This window comes from Salipiger sp. PrR007 (assembly GCF_010499845.1).
Lineage (GTDB): Bacteria > Pseudomonadota > Alphaproteobacteria > Rhodobacterales > Rhodobacteraceae > Salipiger > Salipiger pacificus_A.
The window spans coordinates 154,838-172,485 of sequence record NZ_JAAGOZ010000061.1; the positions used below are offsets into that span (position 1 = coordinate 154,838).

At 67.4% G+C, this 17,648-nt stretch carries 16 protein-coding genes and 1 riboswitch; of the genes, 8 read left to right on the top strand and 8 right to left on the bottom strand.

What is annotated here, in order from left to right:
• Nucleotides 1-3: 3 nt before the first annotated feature.
• Together G0Q01_RS21670 and G0Q01_RS21675 are read right to left on the bottom strand one after the other, a co-directional pair.
• Nucleotides 4-219 carry a DUF2945 domain-containing protein gene (locus G0Q01_RS21670; RefSeq protein WP_203595120.1) on the bottom strand — a complete coding sequence of 72 codons (216 nt, stop codon included), beginning with the start codon at nucleotides 217-219 and terminating at the stop codon, nucleotides 4-6.
• Between the two features lie 58 nt (nucleotides 220-277).
• On the bottom strand, nucleotides 278-1,786 hold the full coding sequence (locus tag G0Q01_RS21675) for an MORN repeat-containing protein (RefSeq protein ID WP_164197665.1): 1,509 nt from the start codon (nucleotides 1,784-1,786) through the stop codon (nucleotides 278-280).
• A 190-nt stretch (nucleotides 1,787-1,976) separates the two neighbouring features.
• Between G0Q01_RS21675 and G0Q01_RS21680 the strand changes: the two genes are divergently transcribed.
• Together G0Q01_RS21680 and G0Q01_RS27410 are read left to right on the top strand one after the other, a co-directional pair.
• Nucleotides 1,977-3,635, top strand: coding sequence for an NAD+ synthase (locus tag G0Q01_RS21680; protein WP_164213852.1), 1,659 nt, complete (start codon nucleotides 1,977-1,979; stop codon nucleotides 3,633-3,635).
• A 5-nt stretch (nucleotides 3,636-3,640) separates the two neighbouring features.
• Nucleotides 3,641-4,696 (top strand): glycosyltransferase family 4 protein, encoded by a 1,056-nt coding sequence (locus tag G0Q01_RS27410; protein WP_164197667.1) that lies wholly within the window; start codon nucleotides 3,641-3,643, stop codon nucleotides 4,694-4,696.
• 12 nt (nucleotides 4,697-4,708) lie between these two features.
• Here the strand turns inward: G0Q01_RS27410 and G0Q01_RS21690 are convergent, their stop codons facing one another.
• Nucleotides 4,709-5,098 carry a metallopeptidase family protein gene (locus tag G0Q01_RS21690; RefSeq protein ID WP_164197668.1) on the bottom strand — a complete coding sequence of 130 codons (390 nt, stop codon included), beginning with the start codon at nucleotides 5,096-5,098 and terminating at the stop codon, nucleotides 4,709-4,711.
• Between the two features lie 182 nt (nucleotides 5,099-5,280).
• Here G0Q01_RS21690 and G0Q01_RS21695 point away from each other — a divergent pair, with 182 nt between their 5' ends.
• Nucleotides 5,281-5,832 (top strand): 2OG-Fe(II) oxygenase, encoded by a 552-nt coding sequence (locus G0Q01_RS21695; protein WP_108964333.1) that lies wholly within the window; start codon nucleotides 5,281-5,283, stop codon nucleotides 5,830-5,832.
• Nucleotides 5,833-5,877: 45 nt separating this feature from the next.
• On the opposite strand, the gene G0Q01_RS21700 is transcribed toward G0Q01_RS21695, so the two are convergent.
• Entirely contained in the window at nucleotides 5,878-6,807 is a 930-nt protein-coding gene (locus G0Q01_RS21700; protein ID WP_164197669.1) for an MBL fold metallo-hydrolase, read from the bottom strand.
• Nucleotides 6,808-6,975: 168 nt separating this feature from the next.
• Nucleotides 6,976-7,929 carry a 1-phosphofructokinase family hexose kinase gene (locus G0Q01_RS21705; protein ID WP_164197670.1) on the bottom strand — a complete coding sequence of 318 codons (954 nt, stop codon included), beginning with the start codon at nucleotides 7,927-7,929 and terminating at the stop codon, nucleotides 6,976-6,978.
• 99 nt (nucleotides 7,930-8,028) lie between these two features.
• On the opposite strand from G0Q01_RS21705, the gene gltX reads away from it, so the two are divergent.
• A complete protein-coding gene (gltX, locus tag G0Q01_RS21710) occupies nucleotides 8,029-9,363 on the top strand; it encodes a glutamate--tRNA ligase (RefSeq protein ID WP_164197671.1) in 1,335 nt (444 codons plus the stop codon).
• Between the two features lie 106 nt (nucleotides 9,364-9,469).
• On the opposite strand, the gene G0Q01_RS21715 is transcribed toward gltX, so the two are convergent.
• Together G0Q01_RS21715 and G0Q01_RS21720 are read right to left on the bottom strand one after the other, a co-directional pair.
• Entirely contained in the window at nucleotides 9,470-10,699 is a 1,230-nt protein-coding gene (locus G0Q01_RS21715) for a DUF2254 domain-containing protein (RefSeq protein ID WP_164213853.1), read from the bottom strand.
• Nucleotides 10,696-11,262, bottom strand: coding sequence for a gamma-glutamylcyclotransferase family protein (locus G0Q01_RS21720; RefSeq protein ID WP_164197673.1), 567 nt, complete (start codon nucleotides 11,260-11,262; stop codon nucleotides 10,696-10,698). The genes G0Q01_RS21715 and G0Q01_RS21720 overlap by 4 nt, the downstream gene beginning before the upstream one ends.
• Nucleotides 11,263-11,360: 98 nt before the next feature.
• Here G0Q01_RS21720 and G0Q01_RS21725 point away from each other — a divergent pair, with 98 nt between their 5' ends.
• The 4 genes from G0Q01_RS21725 to gcvP all read left to right on the top strand — a co-directional run bounded on the left by G0Q01_RS21725 (nucleotide 11,361) and on the right by gcvP (nucleotide 16,588).
• Nucleotides 11,361-11,849, top strand: coding sequence for an Rrf2 family transcriptional regulator (locus tag G0Q01_RS21725; RefSeq protein WP_370457330.1), 489 nt, complete (start codon nucleotides 11,361-11,363; stop codon nucleotides 11,847-11,849).
• Nucleotides 11,850-11,859: 10 nt separating this feature from the next.
• Nucleotides 11,860-11,944: riboswitch (glycine riboswitch) on the top strand.
• A gap of 153 nt (nucleotides 11,945-12,097) precedes the next feature.
• Nucleotides 12,098-13,225, top strand: a complete 1,128-nt coding sequence (gene gcvT / locus G0Q01_RS21730; RefSeq protein ID WP_164197675.1) for a glycine cleavage system aminomethyltransferase GcvT — start codon at nucleotides 12,098-12,100, stop codon at nucleotides 13,223-13,225.
• 19 nt (nucleotides 13,226-13,244) lie between these two features.
• Nucleotides 13,245-13,604, top strand: coding sequence for a glycine cleavage system protein GcvH (gcvH, locus tag G0Q01_RS21735; RefSeq protein WP_108964326.1), 360 nt, complete (start codon nucleotides 13,245-13,247; stop codon nucleotides 13,602-13,604).
• A gap of 134 nt (nucleotides 13,605-13,738) precedes the next feature.
• Nucleotides 13,739-16,588, top strand: a complete 2,850-nt coding sequence (gene gcvP, locus G0Q01_RS21740) for an aminomethyl-transferring glycine dehydrogenase (protein WP_164197676.1) — start codon at nucleotides 13,739-13,741, stop codon at nucleotides 16,586-16,588.
• Nucleotides 16,589-16,751: 163 nt separating this feature from the next.
• Here gcvP and G0Q01_RS21745 read toward each other — a convergent pair whose 3' ends face one another.
• The gene (locus tag G0Q01_RS21745) at nucleotides 16,752-17,633 is read right to left on the bottom strand and encodes an inositol monophosphatase (protein ID WP_164197677.1); all 882 of its coding nucleotides are present in this window, start codon (nucleotides 17,631-17,633) and stop codon (nucleotides 16,752-16,754) included.
• Nucleotides 17,634-17,648: the final 15 nt, after the last annotated feature.

A 17,648-nucleotide genomic window follows, 5' to 3' on the forward strand; every position in this document is an offset into this window, starting at 1 on the left:
GGCTCAGACTTTGGAGAGCTCACTCTCGAGTTTCAGCACCCGGCCGCCGTCTTCCTGCTCAATGAGGAAGGCAGGCGTGTCCGAAGAGCCATTGCGGGTGATCTCCTGGCCCTTGATCTTTCGCGTGACCCTGCGCTCGAAGCGATCTGCGATCTTGCCCTTGGCTCTGCCATCGCCCCAATTCCACTCTACGATTTCGCCGACTTGAAACTTGCTCATCATGTGCCTCCCTGGATTACCTTGGGGAAACACGCATTCAAGCTTGGAGGTTCCTGCGTTACTCGGAGGTCGCGGCGCCCGGCTCCGCCGGAAGCGCCTCGCCCTCGGTCGGATCGGCCCCTTCGTCCGGCGCCTCCGCAGGGGTCTCGCTGTCCTGCACGGGCGTGTCGGTGGTCAGAACGCCGTTCACCCATGTGCCGGTGCTCTGCTCGCCGGTGGCATAGCGCATGGTGCCCTCGCCCTGTCGCTTGCCGTCCTTGAAGTTGCCCTCATAGACATCGCCGTTGGCATAGGTCGCCACGCCCGCACCCTCGATCTCGCCGTTGACCCAGCCACCCTCGTAGCGGAAGCCGTCGGGCATGGTGATCGTGCCCTGCCCGTGGCGCTGCCCGTCGCGGAAGGCGCCTGTATAGACCGTGCCATCAGGATAGGTGGCGGTGCCCTCGCCGTGGCGCTGACCATCCTTCCAGTCGCCCTCGTAACGGTAGCCGTCGGGGTAGGTCATCACCCCCTGCCCATCGTTGCGGGCGTTCTTGAACGTCCCCTCGTAGACCAAGCCGTTGGCGTAGCGAGCCACGCCCTGCCCCTCGATCACGCCGTCGACCCAATCGCCCTCGTAGGTGGAGCCGTCGGGATAGGTGATCTTGCCGGTCCCGTTGGCGAGATCGCCAAGGAAGGCACCCTCGTAGACAGACCCGTCGGGATAGGTAACCTTGCCCTGCCCCTCGATCTGCCCCGAGACCCAGTCACCCTCGTAGCGGTAGCCGTCCTCGCCGATGAAGGCGCCTTTGCCCTGCCGCTGGTCGTTGTCAAACTGGCCCTCGTAGACATCGCCATTGGCGTAGGTGACCTTGCCCTGCCCCTCGCGGCGGCCGTCGACCAGTTCTCCCTCGTAGACATCGCCGTTTGGCTGAGTCAGCTTGCCGATCCCGTCGATCTGACCTTCGCGCCATGTGCCCTCGTAGATCAGACCGTCCGGCATGGTCAGCTTTCCCTGGCCATCGCGCAGCCCGTTGGCAACGCGGCCCTCGAAGACCGATCCGTCGGGATAGGCGATCTCGGCATTGCCCTGCTTGACGCCGTTCACCCAGTCGCCCTCGTAGCGGTAGCCGTTGGGCCCGGTCATCACGCCGCGTCCGTGGTGCAGCGCGTTGCGGAAGGCGCCCTCGTAGCGCATGCCGTTGGCGTATTGCATGACGCCCTTGCCAGTGATCTTGCCGTCGAGCCACGACCCCTCGTAGGTCCCGCCGTCGGCAAAGACGATGCGGCCGATGCCCTCGGGCTTGCCCTTGGCGAACTGGCCCTCGTAGACCGAGCCGTTCGGGAAGCGCGCGACGCCCTCGCCGCGGATCTCGCCCTCGGCCCATTGGCCGGTGTATTCGTAGCCATTCGGCAGCCGGTAGGTGCCGGTGCCATGCTGCAGCCCGTTCTGGAAGGTGCCCTCGTAGACCCCGCCATCGTCGTATTGCTTGGTCTGGACCTCGCCGCCCTCGACCTGCGCCAGCGCGGGATAGGTCAGCGCCGCGATCGCCACTGCCGTAAGGATGGTTCTGCCTGAGAGCTTCATGCGCTTTCCTTGCCGGACCTTGCCGGATGCCTGTTGGTCTGCCCCGAAAATCGACCTGAAAACGGGCCTTCTGCCGCCGCGAAACTAAACAACACCCCCTTGGCTGACAATCTCTTTTGCCCCCAGCTTCTTCCCCTCCGGCGTGGTTCTGCTATGTGGGCACGCGGATGTGACCAAAAGGACGTGGCTCATGGGTGACCGTTTCCGCCTGACCCTCGCGCAGCTCAACCCGACCGTGGGCGATCTTGCCGGCAACGCTGCCAAGGCGAAAGACGCCTGGGAGAAGGGCCGCGAAGCGGGGGCCCAGCTCGTCGCCCTGCCCGAGCTCTTCATCGCCGGCTACAACCCGCAGGACCTGCCGATGAAGCACGCCTTCACGCTGGACTGCATGGAGGTTGCACGCAAGCTGGCCGAGGATTGCGCCGACGGCCCGGCGCTGGCCATCGGCTGCCCCTGGATCGAAGGCACGGAGCTCTACAACGCCTATCTCATCTGCCGGGGCGGGCGGATCGTCACCCAGGTCTTCAAGCACCACCTCCCGAACTACGGCGTCTTCGACGAGGTCCGGGTCTTCGACAGCGGCGCCATCGGCGGACCCTACGCGGTGGGCAATGTGCGCATCGGCTCGCCGATCTGCGAGGATGCCTGGTACGAGGACGTGGCCGAGACCCTCGCCGAGACCGGCGCCGAATTCCTGCTGGTGCCCAACGGCTCGCCCTACCGCCGCAACAAACACGACACCCGGCTCAACAAGATGGTGGCGCGGGTCATCGAAACCGGCCTGCCGCTCATCTACCTCAACATGGTGGGCGGGCAGGACGACCAGATCTTCGACGGCGGCTCCTTCGTGCTGAACCCCGGCGGCCAGGCGGCGCTGCAGCTGCCGGTTTTCGAGGAGGAGATCGCGCAGGTCGATCTGGTGCGCACCCCCGAAGGATGGCGCGCCGAGGCCGGGCGTTTCGTGCAGCACCCGAGCGAGATGGAACAGGACTACCACGCCATGGTGCTGGCCCTGCGCGACTATTGCCGCAAGACCGGCTTCGGAAAGGTGCTGCTGGGCATGTCGGGCGGGATCGACTCGGCGCTGGTTGCCACCATCGCCACCGACGCGCTTGGCGCCGAGAACGTGCGCTGCGTGATGCTGCCGTCGGAATACACCTCCGAGCACTCGCTCGAAGATGCCAAGGCCTGCGCCAAGAACCTCGGCTGCCACTACGACTTCGTGCCCATCGCCGAGGCGCGGGCTGCGATCACCAACACTCTGGCGCCCCTCTTCGAGGGTCGGCCCGCCGACCTGACCGAGGAGAACATCCAGTCGCGCCTGCGCGGGCTGCTGTTGATGGCGCTCAGCAACAAGCGTGGCGAGATGCTGCTGACCACCGGCAACAAGTCCGAGGTCGCGGTGGGATACGCCACGATCTACGGCGACATGGCGGGCGGCTACAACCCGATCAAGGATCTCTACAAGACCCGCGTCTTCGAAATCTGCCGCTGGCGCAACGAGAACGCGCGCCCTTGGATGAAGGGCCCCGAGGGCGAGGTGATCCCCGAGCGGATCATCACCAAGCCCCCCTCCGCCGAGCTGCGCGAGGACCAGAAGGACAGCGACAGCCTGCCCGACTACCCGGTGCTTGACGGCATCCTCGAGATCCTCGTGGACCGGGACGGCTCGATCTCCGATTGCGTTGCCGCCGGCTACGACCGCGCCGACGCCAAGAAGGTCGAGCACTTGCTCTACATCTCCGAATACAAGCGCTTCCAGTCCGCCCCCGGCGCGCGGCTGTCGCAAAAGGCCTTCTGGCTTGACCGGCGCTACCCGATCGCCAACCGCTGGCGCGACAACGGGTGAGCGCGGTGCGGCCCCGGATCCTCTTCGTCGTCGAACGGTTCCACACGAACCTCTGGGAGGCGACGCGCGCGCTGAACGCAGCGGAGATCGACGTGGCGGTCTGGGGCAGTGGCAGCGGCAAGACCGAGGACCACAGCGTCGTCGCGCCGCGGCTCTTTCCCCAAGATGCCGACCCCGGCGCATTCCGTGCCGCCTGGGACGCGCTGCAGCCGGACCTGGTGATCCTGCGCAACGTCGCGCGGCACCGCCGGGCGGTGGCCCGGCTGGCGCGTGCCAGCGGCACGCCGATGTGGTTCTACGACCTCAATCCCTACCACTGGCGCGAGCCGCTGAAGCGCCGGCTGACGCGCCGCTTCCAGGGCCTGCCGCTGCGCCGGGTGACGCCCGTGCTGGGGCTCGACGCGACCATCCCCCCGAACCGCGACGCCCGCTACATCCCCTGGCCCGTCATGGCGGCGCCGGACGCCGCGCCCTGCGACGCCGACACCCGGAACGGCCGAGAGGTCACGGTTCTCTGCGTCGCCAAGCTTCACAACCCGCGCAAGAACCACGGCATGGTGATCGACGCGCTGCGGGCGCAGGGCCGTGCGGGCAAGGTGCGGCTGCTGCTGGCGGGCACCATCGGCGATCCGGTGCAACACGCCGCGCAGGTTGCCGCGCTGCAAGAGGTGGCCTCGGCCGAGCCTTGGCTCGAGCTGCACGCCAATGTGCCCTTCAAGCAGATGCCCGAGCTCTACCGGCGGGCAGACATCTGCATCCTGCCTTCGGTGCGCGAGCCGCTCGGCTTCGCCCCGGTGGAATCCATGGCCTATGGCTGCGTGCCGGTGATCTCGACCGATGCCGGCTCGGCGGGCTACGTGCGGCACGGCGAGAATGGGCTGCACGTCGACGTAACCCGCACCGGCGCAGTGGAAGATGTGCTGGCCTCGCTCCTCGACGACGCCGCGCTCCGGCATCGCCTCGGCGCCGCCGCGCTCGCAACCGCGCAGGGAGACCTCGGCGCCGAGCGCTTCGTCACCCGGATGCGCGCGCTGCTGCAGGAGAGCGGCGTCACCCCCTGAGCTTGCGCCTGCTCACTCCCACCAGCGGTCGATGCGCGCGATGTCGTCGTCGGACCAGCCGAAATGATGCGCGAACTCGTGCACCGTCACGTGGATGACGAGCTCCTCCAGCGTCACGTCATCCCGCTCGCGCCACTCCTGCAGGATCGGCTCGCGGAACAGCCAGACCGTGTCGGGATAGGGTGAGGGCCAGCTCGAGGATTTCTCGGTCATCGGGATGCCCTCGTAGAGACCGGTCAGCTCGAGCGGGTCGTCGATCTCCATCTCGTCGAGAATCTCCTCCGGTGGCCAGTCCTCGACGCGCAGCACGACCTCGGCGGCGGCGGCGCGGAAGGGCGCAGGCAGGGCATCGACCGCGGCACGGGCCATGGTCTCGAAGGCGGCGAGATCCGGAGTGTTCATGCAGCGGATATGGCGTGCCGGAGGGCGCGGGAAAAGAGGGAACCGCGGCGCGCTGCGGCCCGGCGCGGCGGAGTTCTCACAATGACGCAAAGACAGGTCGCTTTTGGGAATCCATGTCGCAAACGGTACAGATTTTCCCCGCCCCCGCTCTTAGCTGCGCGCTCCGTTTGCAGGAGAGTCGCATGATCACCGTCCACAGCATCCCCGAGGCCTTCTCCGAGACCGACTGCGCCCGTCTCATCGAGATCGCGCGCACCGCAGAGGCCTCGGACGCGCGGCTGGTGGGGCAGCAGCGCGCGCACAACCTGCGCCGGGCCGATCTGGTATGGCTCGACGATGTCGCGGGCGCGGAGTGGGTCATGGACCGGATTATCGAACTGGTGCGCGACGCCAATCGCAGCGCCTATGACTTCGCGCTTGACGCCTTTGACGAGAGCGCCCAGATCGCCCGCTACGGTGCCGAGCGCGAAGGGCATTTCGACTGGCATTCGGACATCGGGGAAGGCCGCCTCGCCGCGCGTCGCAAGCTGACCATGGTTGTGCAACTCTCGGACGAGGACGACTACGAGGGCGGCGCGCTGGAAGTCATGCCGTCGAACCACATCGTCACGGCAGGAAAAGAGCGCGGCACCGCCACGCTCTTCCCGTCCTACATGCTGCACCGCGTGACCCCGGTGAGCAGCGGCGAGCGTCACTCGCTGACCATCTGGGCGCACGGGCCGGCCTTCCGCTGAGGCCCGCGCGCCTCGGGCGCGCAAGCCAGACCCTTTCGGGCCCGCTCAGCTCAGCAGCAGCTGGTAGCTGTGCGGCACGTAGCGGAAGCCGTCGTCCTCGGCCTCGACGTAGCCGATCGCCGGGAAGGGCATGTGATAGCCGATGAAGGGCGTCTTGTCCTCGGCCAGGGTGCCGAAGATCTTGCGTCGCGACGAGGCGGCGAGCTCCTTGTCCATGTCGAAGCGCACTTCCCAGTCGGGCTTGCCCACCGACCAGACATAGTGGTTGGCCAGATCGGCGGTCAGCATCAGCTTCTTGCCACCACTTTCGAGCATGAAGCACATATGGCCCGGCGTATGCCCGGGCGCCAGAACGGCAGTGATCCCCGGCGCCACCTCGGCGCCGTTGCCGAGGAAGCTGAAGCTTCCCTCCAGCGGGCGCACCTTGCCGTCGAAGGTCTCGTTGCCGGCGGAGGACCAGTGATCCCATTCCTCCTGCCCGGTGAGCAGCGCGGCATTGGCGAAGGTTGGCGTGCCATTCTCCGAGAGCCCGCCGATGTGGTCGCCATGCATGTGGGTGATCACCACGTGGCTCACGTCCTCCGCGGCATAGCCCGCCGCCTCGACCGCGGCGACGATACCCGCCGGGTCGAGCCCGGTGTCGAAGAGGATCAGTGCGTTGCCGGTATTGACCAGCGTCGGCGTGAAGAAGAACTGCGCCTTGTCCGTCGGGATGTTGGCGGCCTCGGAGACCTCGGCGAATTCCTCGGCGCTGGCGTTCATGCCGAAGGTGCCCTGTGGGTCAGGCACGGTGCGAGTGCCGGTCATCATCGCGGTGACTTCGAAATCGCCCAGCGGCACGCGGTAGGTCCGCGGCACCTGCGGACCCTGCGAGTCCTGCGCCCGGGCTCTCGTGGCACCGCCAAGAGTGGCGCCAAGCGGCAACGCGGCAGCGCAGGTCAGCGCCGTGCGGCGGGTGATCTTGTCCTTGTCCATTGTCGTCTTCCTCTCTTGTTGCCCTGCAGGCGGTCTTCCTGTGCGAAAGGATAGCGCCCCCGCGTCATTCGGCCACAGGGCACGGGCTGGCGCATCATCACATCCTTGTATTTGCGCGGGATTGACCGAACTCTTCGTAGGCTGCGCCGCTGCCCGGCCGCAGTGCTGTCAGGCTCGGATTTCGCGCGCGCCGCATTGCGCGAGCAGCCCGCGCACCATGGCCCGCGTGCAGAGCGTCGTGCCCGGCGTCGTCACCGTCGCGCTGGCCGCGGCCGCGCCGAGCGCCAGAGACTCCGGTGCGCTCAGGCCAGAGGAAATCCCGAAGGCATAGGCTCCGACGAAACTGTCCCCCGCCCCCACCGCCGAGAGCACCGTGACCTTGGCCGCGCTCACCTGCCAGAGCCCGTCCGGCCCCGCCATGACCGAACCATCCGCGCCGCGCGCAAGGATCACCCGCTCGGCCGCGCCCCGCGCCACAAGCTCGGCAGCGAAGCGGGCGGAGTCGGCCCGGGTCATCAGCGGCCGACCCGCCAGGTCCTCGGCCTCGAGACTGTCCATCCGCAGCACCGCCGGCGCCGGATCGGTGCCCTTGGCCAGAAGCTCGAGCACCGGCCCCGAGGTGTCGACGATCAGATAGGCGCCGCGCTCACGCAGCGCGCGGGCAAGCTCGATCGGGAAATCACTCGGCACCCCCGGCGGCTGGCTGCCGCTGAGCACCACGATGCCGCCCTCGTGCACGGTGCTGGCAACCGACGAAAGCGCGTCGTGCACGTCCCCCTCGCTCCAGACCGGCCCGGGCATGACGAAGCGGTATTGTTCGCCGTTGTGGCGGTCGTGCACGGCGAGGCTCTCGCGCGTTTCGCCCGGGGCGCGCATCCGCACCAGCGGCAATCCGAGTTCTTCCAGCGCCGCCTCGAGCCGCATCCCCGTCGGCCCGCCGAGTGCCAGAAACGCCCGTGCGGGGCCACCAAGCTCGGCGGCCACCCGCGCGACGTTGATGCCGCCGCCGCCGGGATCGGCGCTTGGCGTGTCACAGCGCAGCTTCGGCCCGGCCACCACGCGATCCGTGGTGGTCGACAGATCGAGCGCGGGATTGAGCGTGACCGTCAGAATGTCTCTCATATGGCGGAGAATACACGGCTTGGACACCGCGCCAAGGGCCGCGAACTGGACAAACCGCCGCGCTTGTGAAATTGCCAGCCGCGTATGCAGGAGGCTAGCATGACCACCACCCGTTTCGCACCGTCGCCCACCGGTCACATCCATGTGGGCAACCTCCGCACCGCGCTGTTCAACTACCTGATCGCGCGCAAGGCCGGCGGCACCTTCATCCTGCGCATCGATGACACCGATGCCGAGCGCAGCAAGGAAGAATACGTCGACGGCATCAAGCGCGACCTCGAATGGCTCGGTCTGCACTGGGACAAGACGGAGCGACAGAGCGCGCGGCTGGACCGCTACCATGCCGCCGCCGACGAGCTGCGCGCCCTGGGCCGTTTCTACGAGGCCTTCGAGACGCCGACCGAGCTGGACCTGAAGCGCAAGAAACAGCTCAACATGGGCAAGCCGCCGGTCTACGACCGCGCCGCGCTGGAGCTGTCCGAGGCCGAGAAGGACGCCCTGCGTGCCGAGCGCGGCAACGGCGTCTGGCGGTTCAAGCTGGACCAGCAGCGCATCGACTGGACCGACGGCATCCTCGGCGACATCTCGATCGACGCCGCCTCGGTGTCGGACCCGGTGCTGATCCGCGGCGACGGGCAGATCCTCTACACGCTGGCCTCGGTGGTCGACGACATGGACATGGGCGTCACCAACATCGTGCGCGGCTCGGACCACGTCACCAACACCGCGACGCAGATCCAGATCATCGAGGCGCTCGGCGGCACGCCCCCCGGCTTCGCGCACCATTCGCTGCTCACCGGCCCGCAGGGCGAGTCGCTGTCCAAGCGCCTCGGCGTGCTGTCGATCCGCGACCTGCGTGAGGCGGGTGTCGAGCCCGAGGCGCTGCTGTCGCTGATGGCGCGTCTGGGCTCGAGCCAGCCGGTCGAACTGCGCCTGTCGCTGGACGAGATCGCCGAAGGCTTCGAGCTGAGCCAGTTCGGCGCCGCCCCGACCAAGTTCGACGAGCAGGATCTCTACCCGCTGACCGCCCGCAAGCTGCACCAGCTGCCACTCGAGGCGGTTGCACCCCAGCTCACCGAGATCGGCGTGCCCGAGGGCAAGCAGGCGGCCTTCTGGAACGTGGCGCGCGAGAACATCGTGACCCGCAAGGAGATCGCCGGCTGGTGGGAGCTGTTCCGCGACGGCGCCGAGCCGCTGATCGCCGACGAGGATCGCGACTTCATTGCCGAGGCGATGGCGCTGCTGCCCGAAGGCCCCCACACCACCGAGACCTGGGGCGAATGGACCAAGGCGGTGAAGGAAGCCACGGGCCGCAAGGGCAAGGGCCTGTTCATGCCGCTGCGCAAGGCCCTGACCGGGCTCGAGCGCGGGCCGGAGATGGCGGACGTGCTGCCGCTGCTCGAGAAGATACCGGCAAGAGACCTGGCGAAGTAAGCGCCGGGCTATCGAGATGCGAAAGGCGGACCCCCGGTCCCGCCTTTTTCATGTTTGCTTCGTCGCGCAAGCCCGCCCCTCTCGCGCTGCACGCTTAGAAGCCGCCTCAGACTTCCTGCCGCTTCGCCTCCAGCCAGCGCCGGTCCGCCTCGACTGTCAGCGCCGCCTCGGCATGGGCAAAGGTGTAGTCGCGGGTGATCTCGGCCGCCACGGCCAGCGCGGGCCACTCCGCGCGGCCCAGCACCTTCATCGCCGCGAGTACGCTGGCGATCACCTCGGGCCGCGCCGCGCCGTCGCGGATCAGCGGGTAGAAGCCGTCCTCCAGCAGGTGCGCGGGATTGAGCGGCGCCATCTGCACGTGCGGAAAGTCCGGCGGCGCGTGCTCCGGGCGGCCAAGCTTCATCAGCATTCGCTCCAGCCGCTGGACCACGTCGATCGCCGTGCCCGGATCGTTCACCGCGGGCGAGAGGGCGCGGATGGCGATCTCGTTCATCACCATCACCCCGTAGCGCGCGTCCTGCTCCATGGTACGCGCCGCGCCGACAGTGAAACACTCGGCGATCTCCTCGGGGGCCACATGGCCGCCCGCGACCAGTCCCAGCGGCATGCCTGGCACCAGATGGGCTCCCGGATGGGCGATCACCCGGAACATTGCTTCGGAGGCCGCCAGCTTCTCCTCCAGCGCCTCGAGGTTGATGTATTGCACGTAGCCGGCGGCTTTCGCCGGCACCTCGATTGCGTCCGACGGCAGCGCATGCTCGGGACGGGCGGCGCCCAGCGAAGGGCGCGCCATCGCCCGCTCCAGCGGGGGCAGCGCGCTTTCCACGACCCGCTCGAGCGTGTGGTCCATGCTGCCCATGACGCTCAGGTGGCCGATCCAGCGCAGCATGGCGAGGATCACGGCGACGATGCAGGCAATGGTCAGGAAGAAGATCACCACCGCCGATTCTTCCGAATAGAGCCCGGCGTTGAACAGCACGAGCGCGGTCAGAGAGAAAAGAAAGGTGCCGGTGAAGGCGGCCAGCGCGGTCTGCGCGGTGGTGTCCTGCAGATGCAGCCGGTAGGCGCGCGGTGTCGCCTGGCTCGCCGCCGACTGGAAGGCCTGCACCATGACCGAGAGCGAGAAGGTGGTGACAGTCAGCATTGTCGTGGCAAGGATCGACAGGATCGGCGTCACCGCGTCCGCGCCGAAACGGTCCTTCATCCAGTCCGGTATCAGCGACTGGAAAAGCGGCGCCACCGCCACTGCCAGCAAAGCCAAAACAGCTCCGAGCAGCACCCTCACCCCGAGCCGCTTCGAAATACGGTAAAGCAGCAGCAGCCAGCGTGGGGTCATCTGGCGAGCACCCGCGCGCCGAGCCCCGAGAGCGCCGCATCGACAAAGGCGCGCTCATCGTCCGTCAGGCTTTGCGCCCGCGGGTATTGCGGCGCGGCGCGGTCATTGAGGATAGGCGCTTCCCAATTGGCGGTGGTGGCAAGGAAGCGCTCGGCGCCCGCCGCACCGAACTCACCGAGATAGCCCTGCAGCACCACGTCGAGGTAGCTCAGCAGGACCGGGTGCGCGGCATCGGGGGGCAGGCGGTCGCGCTCGGGAACGACGTAAATCGCCAGTTCCTCCACCCGTTCGGCGGGGTGGCGCACATCCTGCAATGCATCGGTCCGGTCGTAACAGGCCTCGCGCAGGTCAAGCGCGGCCCAGCCCGCGTCATCGACGGGGGCGATCAGACCCTCGATCTCGCAGGAGGGATCGCGCACCACAGTCAACAGCGACACTGGCCGTCCCGGCACCTGCGCCCAGACCCTGCGCCAGCCCGAGGCCGTGGCCCGGTGCGCCGGGTCGAACCCATGCGTGCGGCGATTGACGAGAGACCCATACCCGAAGAAATAAGATGTGCTCATTCCGCGCTTTTTCTCAGACCCAATTGATATGTGTCAATTCAACCTTTGCCCGAACCCTGTACTTAACCCGCCAATCATTCAAAGCGAGGATATTTCCCGTGCGTGTGACGAAGAGAACGAATATCGCGATCCGTGTCCTGATGCACTGCGCGGCAAACAGCGGGCGTCTGGTCACCAAATCCGAGATCGCCAGATGCTGCAATGCCTCTGAAAACCATCTGGCACAGGTCATCAACCAATTGGCACAGCTCGGGTATCTCAGCACACACCGCGGCCGGAACGGCGGGCTGGAGCTTGCGCGCCCAGCCAGCCAGATTCAGATTGGCGAAGTGTTCCGGACGCTCGAATCCCCGGTGCCGCTGGCCGAATGCTTCGCCGATGCCGACAACACCTGCCCGCTTACCGAGGCCTGTCGGCTGCGTCTCGCGCTGTCCGAGGCGGCGAATGCCTTCTACGCCACGCTCGATCCGATCACGCTTGACGCGCTTGTCTGCGACAACGCCCCGTTGATCGACATCCTCGTGCCGGGCAGGGCCTGCTCGATCCCGCGCGGCACGGCCACGCTTGCGGCGGCTGCGCAAGTATAATAGTTTCCGGCCCAGCGCGATGGGAGAACCGGCTTGCCGGTGCCGAAGGAGCAACCGCCCCGGAAACTCTCAGGCCACAGGACCTTCGCGGCAGTTGAAAACTCTGGAGAGAGGCGCGCGAAGCGCCCGCCGAAGGGATAACGATCTCAGGCGAAAGGACAGAGGGGGCATTTCGGGCACGGGCGGGATCCGTGCGGGGAATGTCCGGGGGCTCTGCGCCATTCCGGGCCGAGAGGATCGGGGAGCGCATGGACGAGCTGAAACGCACGCCTTTACACGATTTGCACGTCGAGCTGGGCGCCAAGATGGTGCCCTTTGCCGGTTACGAGATGCCGGTGCAGTACAAGCTCGGGGTGCTCAAGGAACATCTTCACACGCGCGAGAAGGCCGGGCTGTTCGACGTCAGCCACATGGGGCAGGTCATCCTGTCCGGCGAGAGCGTGGAGAGCATCGCGCTGGCGCTGGAATCGCTGGTGCCGGTGAACATCGCCGGGCTGGCCGAGAACCGTCAGCGCTATGGCTTCTTCACCAATGACGCGGGCGGCATCGCGGACGACCTGATGATCGCCAACCGTGGCGATCACCTCTTCGTCGTGGTCAACGCCGCCTGCAAGACCCAGGACATGGCCCATATGCGCGCCGGGCTCGAGCCCAAGGGCGTGACGCCCCGGCTGCTCGGCGACCGCGCGCTGCTGGCGCTGCAGGGTCCGGCGGCCGAGGAGGCTCTGGCCACGCTCAACCCCGCGGTGCGCGAGATGCGCTTCATGGATGTGGCGACGGTCGTGCTTGTCGGTGCCGACTGCTGGATCTCGCGCTCGGGCTACACCGGCGAGGACGGCTTCGAGATCTCGGTGCCCGAGGACAAGGCGGTCGAGCTTGCCCGCGCCCTGCTGGCGCATGAGGATGTGGAGCCCATCGGCCTTGGCGCGCGCGACTCGCTGCGGCTGGAAGCCGGCCTCTGCCTCTATGGCCACGACATCGACAGCACCACCACCCCCGTCGAGGCGGCGCTGACATGGGCAATCCAGAAGATCCGTCGCAGCGGCGGAGCCCGCGAGGGCGGCTTCCCCGGTGCCGAGAAGATCCTCGCCGAGTTCGACGGCGGCGCCCGCCGCGCCCGCGTTGGTCTGCGCCCCGAGGGGCGGGCCCCGATGCGCGAAGGCGTGGAGATCTTTGCACAAGAAGAGGGCGGCGCCCCGATCGGCCGCGTCACCTCGGGCGGATTCGGGCCGACCACCGGCGCTCCGATCGCCATGGGCTATGTCGATATTGACCACGCCGCCCAAGGCACCCAGCTTTTCGGCGAGGTCCGCGGCAAGCGCCTCGCCGTCGAAGTGGCTGAGATGCCCTTCGTCACCCAGACCTACAAACGCTGACACAGACAGGGACAGCACGATGAAATTTACCGAAGAGCACGAATGGCTCCGCGTCGAGGGCGATCTGGTCGTCGTCGGCATCACCACCCACGCCGCCGAGCAACTCGGGGACGTCGTCTTCGTGGAACTGCCGGAAGAGGGCACCACGGTCAGCAAGGACGACGAGGTGGTGGTGATCGAGTCGGTCAAGGCCGCCTCCGACATTCTCGCCCCGCTCGACGGCGAGATCGTCGAGGTGAACAGCCCGCTCGCTGACGAGCCGTCGAAGGTCAACGACGACCCCGAGGGCGAGGCCTGGTTCTTCAAGATGAAGATCGAGGACCTCTCGGCGCTCGACGACTACATGGACGAAGCCGCCTACAAGAAGTTCATCGGCTGATGTCCCCGTGCCCTGCCCCGCCGCGCCGCGCGGCGGTGCCGCAGGGGCGGAGCACATTTGAAGAAAGATGAAAGGGGCAGGGCCTTACCTTGCCCCCAAGCCCTGCTGAATCTGCTGTTTTGGGACAGAACCTCATGGCCTTCACGCCCACAGACTACCTGCCGTATGATTTCGCCAACCGTCGCCACATCGGGCCGTCGCCCAAGGAGATGGCGCAGATGTTCGAGGTGCTTGGGGTCAAGGACCTCGACGCGCTGATCAAGCAGACCGTCCCCGCCGGCATCCGCCAGGCCGAGGCGCTGGAGCTTGGCAAGCCCATGTCCGAGCGCGAGATGCTCTGGCACATGCGCGAGGTCGCATCGAAGAACAAGGTTCTGACCTCGCTGATCGGCCAAGGCTACCACGGCACCGTCACCCCGCCGGCGATCCAGCGCAACATCTTCGAGAACCCCGCCTGGTACACCGCCTACACACCCTACCAGCCCGAGATCAGCCAAGGCCGCCTCGAGGCGCTGCTGAACTACCAGACCATGGTCTCGGATCTGACCGGGCTCGAGATCGCCAACGCATCCTTGCTCGACGAGGCCACCGCCTGCGCCGAAGCGATGACCATGGCGCAGCGCGTGGCGAAGTCGAAGGCCACCGCCTTCTTCGTCGACGAGAACTGCCACCCGCAGAACATCGCGGTAATGAAGACCCGCGCCGCGCCGCTCGGCATCGAGATCATCGTCGCCAGCCCGGACGCTCTCGAGGCCGAAAAGGTTTTCGGCGCGATCTTCCAGTACCCCGGCACCCACGGCCACGTCCGTGACCTCTCCGCCGAGATGGAGGCGCTGCACGCAGCCAAGGCGATCGGCATCGTTGCCGCCGATCCTATGGCGCTCTGCCTGCTGAAAGAGCCCGGCGCGATGGGCGCCGATATTGCCGTGGGCTCCACGCAGCGCTTCGGCGTGCCGCTCGGCTACGGCGGCCCGCACGCCGCCTACATGGCCACCCGCGATGCCTACAAACGCTCCATGCCCGGGCGCATCGTCGGCGTCTCGATCGACAGCCACGGCAACCGCGCCTACCGGCTTGCCCTGCAGACCCGCGAGCAGCACATCCGCCGTGAGAAGGCCACCTCGAACGTCTGCACCGCGCAGGCGCTGCTGGCGGTGATGGCGGGCTTCTATGCGGTGTTCCACGGCCCCGAGGGTCTGAAGGCCATCGCGCAGCGCATCCACCGCAAGACCGAGCGGCTGGCGCGCGGTCTGGAAGAGGCCGGCTTCAAGGTCGAGCCCGAAACCTTCTTTGACACGATCACCGTGGATGTCGGCCTGCTGCAGCAGGGCGTGCTGCGCGCCGCCGTCAAGGAGGGCGTCAACCTGCGCAAGGTCGGCGAGACCCGCGTCGGCATCACGCTTGACGAGACCACCCGCCCGGCCACCATCGAGGCGGTCTGGCGCGCCTTCGGCCTGCTGCGCAAGGACGAGGATTTCGCCCCGCGCTACCGTCTGCCCGAGGCGTCGATCCGCACGAGCAGCTACCTCACCCACGAGGTCTTCCACATGAACCGGGCCGAGACCGAGATGATGCGCTACATGCGCCGCCTCGCGGACCGCGACCTGGCGCTCGACCGGGCGATGATCCCGCTCGGATCGTGCACCATGAAGCTCAATGCCGCCGCCGAGATGATGCCGGTGAGCTGGCCCGAGTTCGCCGGTCTGCACCCCTATGTGCCGCAGGATCAGGCGCTCGGCTACAAGCAGATGATCGACGATCTGTCGGACAAGCTCTGCAAGGTCACCGGCTATGACGCCTTCACGATGCAGCCGAACTCCGGCGCGCAGGGCGAATATGCCGGGCTGCTCACCATCGCCTCGTGGCAGCGCGAGCGCGGCGAGGGCCAGCGCAATGTCTGCCTGATCCCGGTCAACGCCCATGGGACCAACCCCGCCTCGGCGCAGATGGTCGGCTGGAAGGTGGTGCCGGTCAAATGCGACGAGAAGGGCTCGATCGACCTCGCGGACTTCCGCGCCAAGGCCGAGCAGTACTCTGATACGCTGGCGGCCTGCATGATCACCTATCCCTCGACCCACGGTGTCTTCGAGGAGACGGTGCGCGACGTCTGCGCGATCACCCATGAGCATGGCGGGCAGGTCTACATCGACGGCGCCAACATGAACGCCATGGTGGGCCTGTCGCGCCCCGGCGATCTGGGCGGCGACGTCAGCCATCTGAACCTGCACAAGACCTTCTGCATCCCGCATGGCGGCGGCGGACCCGGCATGGGGCCGATCGGCGTCAAGGAGCACCTGGTGCCGCACCTTCCTGCGCACCCGCTCGAGGATGGCATCGCCGGGCCGGTCTCGGCCGCGCCCTACGGCTCGCCCTCGCTGCTGCCGATCTCCTGGGGCTATATCCAGATGATGGGCGGCGAGGGGCTGACGCAGGCGACGCGCGTGGCGATCCTCAATGCCAACTACATCGCGACCCGCCTCGCGGGGGCGTACGAGGTGCTCTACACCGGCCACGAGGGCCGCGTGGCGCATGAGTGCATCATCGACATCCGCCCCTTCGCCGACAGCTGCGGCATCACCGTGGACGATGTGGCCAAGCGGCTCATCGACTGCGGCTTCCACGCACCGACCATGAGCTTCCCGGTCGCGGGCACACTTATGATCGAGCCGACGGAGTCGGAGACCAAGGCCGAGCTCGACCGTTTCTGCGACGCCATGCTGGCGATCCGCGAGGAGATCCGTGCGGTGGAAGAGGGTAAGGCCGATCCCGAGAACAACCCGCTGAAACACGCGCCGCACACCATGGAAGACCTCGTGCGCGACTGGGACCGGCCCTACAGCCGCGAACAGGGCTGTTTCCCGCCGGGCGCCTTCCGGGTGGACAAGTACTGGCCGCCGGTCAACCGGGTCGACAACGCCTGGGGCGACCGCAACCTGACCTGCACTTGCCCGCCGATGAGCGACTACGCCGAGGCAGCAGAGTAAGCCGGAAAAAGCGAGGGGCGCGGTCCATCGGGCCCGGACCGATTGCGGCGCACGTCACGACCCCCGCGCGCAGCGGGGGGTTTTCGCACCGGAGCCAAGCCGAAGGCTGCAACGCAAAAGGGCGGGACCTCGGTCCCGCCCTTTCTTGTGTCGCCGCGCGGCCTCAGCTTGCGGAGGGCGCCTCGAGCAGGAAGGCGAAGGCGTCGCGGATGCGCTCCCAGGTCTCCTTGTTGGAGGCACAGAGCAGGACCCCGTCGCGCAGCTTGGCGTTGTACTCGGAGCCGTCCAGCATCGCCACATGACCGCCCGCGCACCGCGCGATCAGCGCGCCCGCGGCGTGGTCCCAAGGGGTGAGCCGGGCCGAAAAGTGGAAATCCACCGAACCTTGCGCGAAAAGGCGGAACTCATGCGCCGAGCAGCGCAGCGTATGGCTGCGCTCGAAGAGCGGCAGCACGGCGCCGACCTCGGGCCGCTTGTCCTCGGGCATCAGGTAGAAGGGAATGAAGCCCTGAAGGTCCGACAGCTGCCCGCCCGGCGAAACGCCAAGGCGGCGCGTCAGGCGGCGCTTGGGCAGGAACATCTCCGCCGGGCCTCCGGTCTCGGCGATCACCACGTCGTCCATGATCGGATCGTAGATCATCCCGAAAACCGGCACGCCGAAGCGTGTCGCCGAGAGGATGATCCCGAAGGTCGCCAACCCATGCGCGTAGTTCCAGGTGCCATCCACCGGGTCGATGGTGAAGGCCAGCTCCGCATCGCCGATGCGGTCGCGGATCTCGGGGTGCTCGGCCACGGCCTCCTCGCCGACGATGAGCGCGTGCGGATACATGCGCTGCAGGCCTCGCGCGATCATCGCCTCGGCACCCTTGTCGGCGGCGGTCACCAGATCCTGCCGACCGGTCTTTTCCGAGATTTCCGACGGGTCGAGCGCCCGGAAGCGCGGCAGGATCTCGGCCCGCGCTGCGCGGCGCAGCAGGTTGAGGATGCTGGTCCTTTGCGCCGGGGTGATCGGGGCCGAGATCGGCATAGGCAGGGAATCGGTCATGGGGCAAGTCCGTTC

What these genes read in the sequence shown, in the direction of transcription:
- G0Q01_RS21695 (WP_108964333.1), top strand. Translation starts at nt 5,281, where the DNA reads ATGATCACCGTCCACAGCATCCCCGAGGCCTTCTCCGAGACCGACTGC.
- G0Q01_RS21680 (WP_164213852.1), top strand. Translation starts at nt 1,977, where the DNA reads ATGGGTGACCGTTTCCGCCTGACCCTCGCGCAGCTCAACCCGACCGTG.
- gcvP (WP_164197676.1), top strand. Translation starts at nt 13,739, where the DNA reads ATGGCCTTCACGCCCACAGACTACCTGCCGTATGATTTCGCCAACCGT.
- G0Q01_RS21705 (WP_164197670.1), bottom strand. Translation starts at nt 7,929, where the DNA reads ATGAGAGACATTCTGACGGTCACGCTCAATCCCGCGCTCGATCTGTCG.
- G0Q01_RS21720 (WP_164197673.1), bottom strand. Translation starts at nt 11,262, where the DNA reads ATGAGCACATCTTATTTCTTCGGGTATGGGTCTCTCGTCAATCGCCGC.
- G0Q01_RS21745 (WP_164197677.1), bottom strand. Translation starts at nt 17,633, where the DNA reads ATGACCGATTCCCTGCCTATGCCGATCTCGGCCCCGATCACCCCGGCG.
- G0Q01_RS21715 (WP_164213853.1), bottom strand. Translation starts at nt 10,699, where the DNA reads ATGACCCCACGCTGGCTGCTGCTGCTTTACCGTATTTCGAAGCGGCTC.
- G0Q01_RS21670 (WP_203595120.1), bottom strand. Translation starts at nt 219, where the DNA reads ATGAGCAAGTTTCAAGTCGGCGAAATCGTAGAGTGGAATTGGGGCGAT.
- G0Q01_RS21690 (WP_164197668.1), bottom strand. Translation starts at nt 5,098, where the DNA reads ATGAACACTCCGGATCTCGCCGCCTTCGAGACCATGGCCCGTGCCGCG.
- gltX (WP_164197671.1), top strand. Translation starts at nt 8,029, where the DNA reads ATGACCACCACCCGTTTCGCACCGTCGCCCACCGGTCACATCCATGTG.
- G0Q01_RS21700 (WP_164197669.1), bottom strand. Translation starts at nt 6,807, where the DNA reads ATGGACAAGGACAAGATCACCCGCCGCACGGCGCTGACCTGCGCTGCC.
- gcvT (WP_164197675.1), top strand. Translation starts at nt 12,098, where the DNA reads ATGGACGAGCTGAAACGCACGCCTTTACACGATTTGCACGTCGAGCTG.
- G0Q01_RS21675 (WP_164197665.1), bottom strand. Translation starts at nt 1,786, where the DNA reads ATGAAGCTCTCAGGCAGAACCATCCTTACGGCAGTGGCGATCGCGGCG.
- gcvH (WP_108964326.1), top strand. Translation starts at nt 13,245, where the DNA reads ATGAAATTTACCGAAGAGCACGAATGGCTCCGCGTCGAGGGCGATCTG.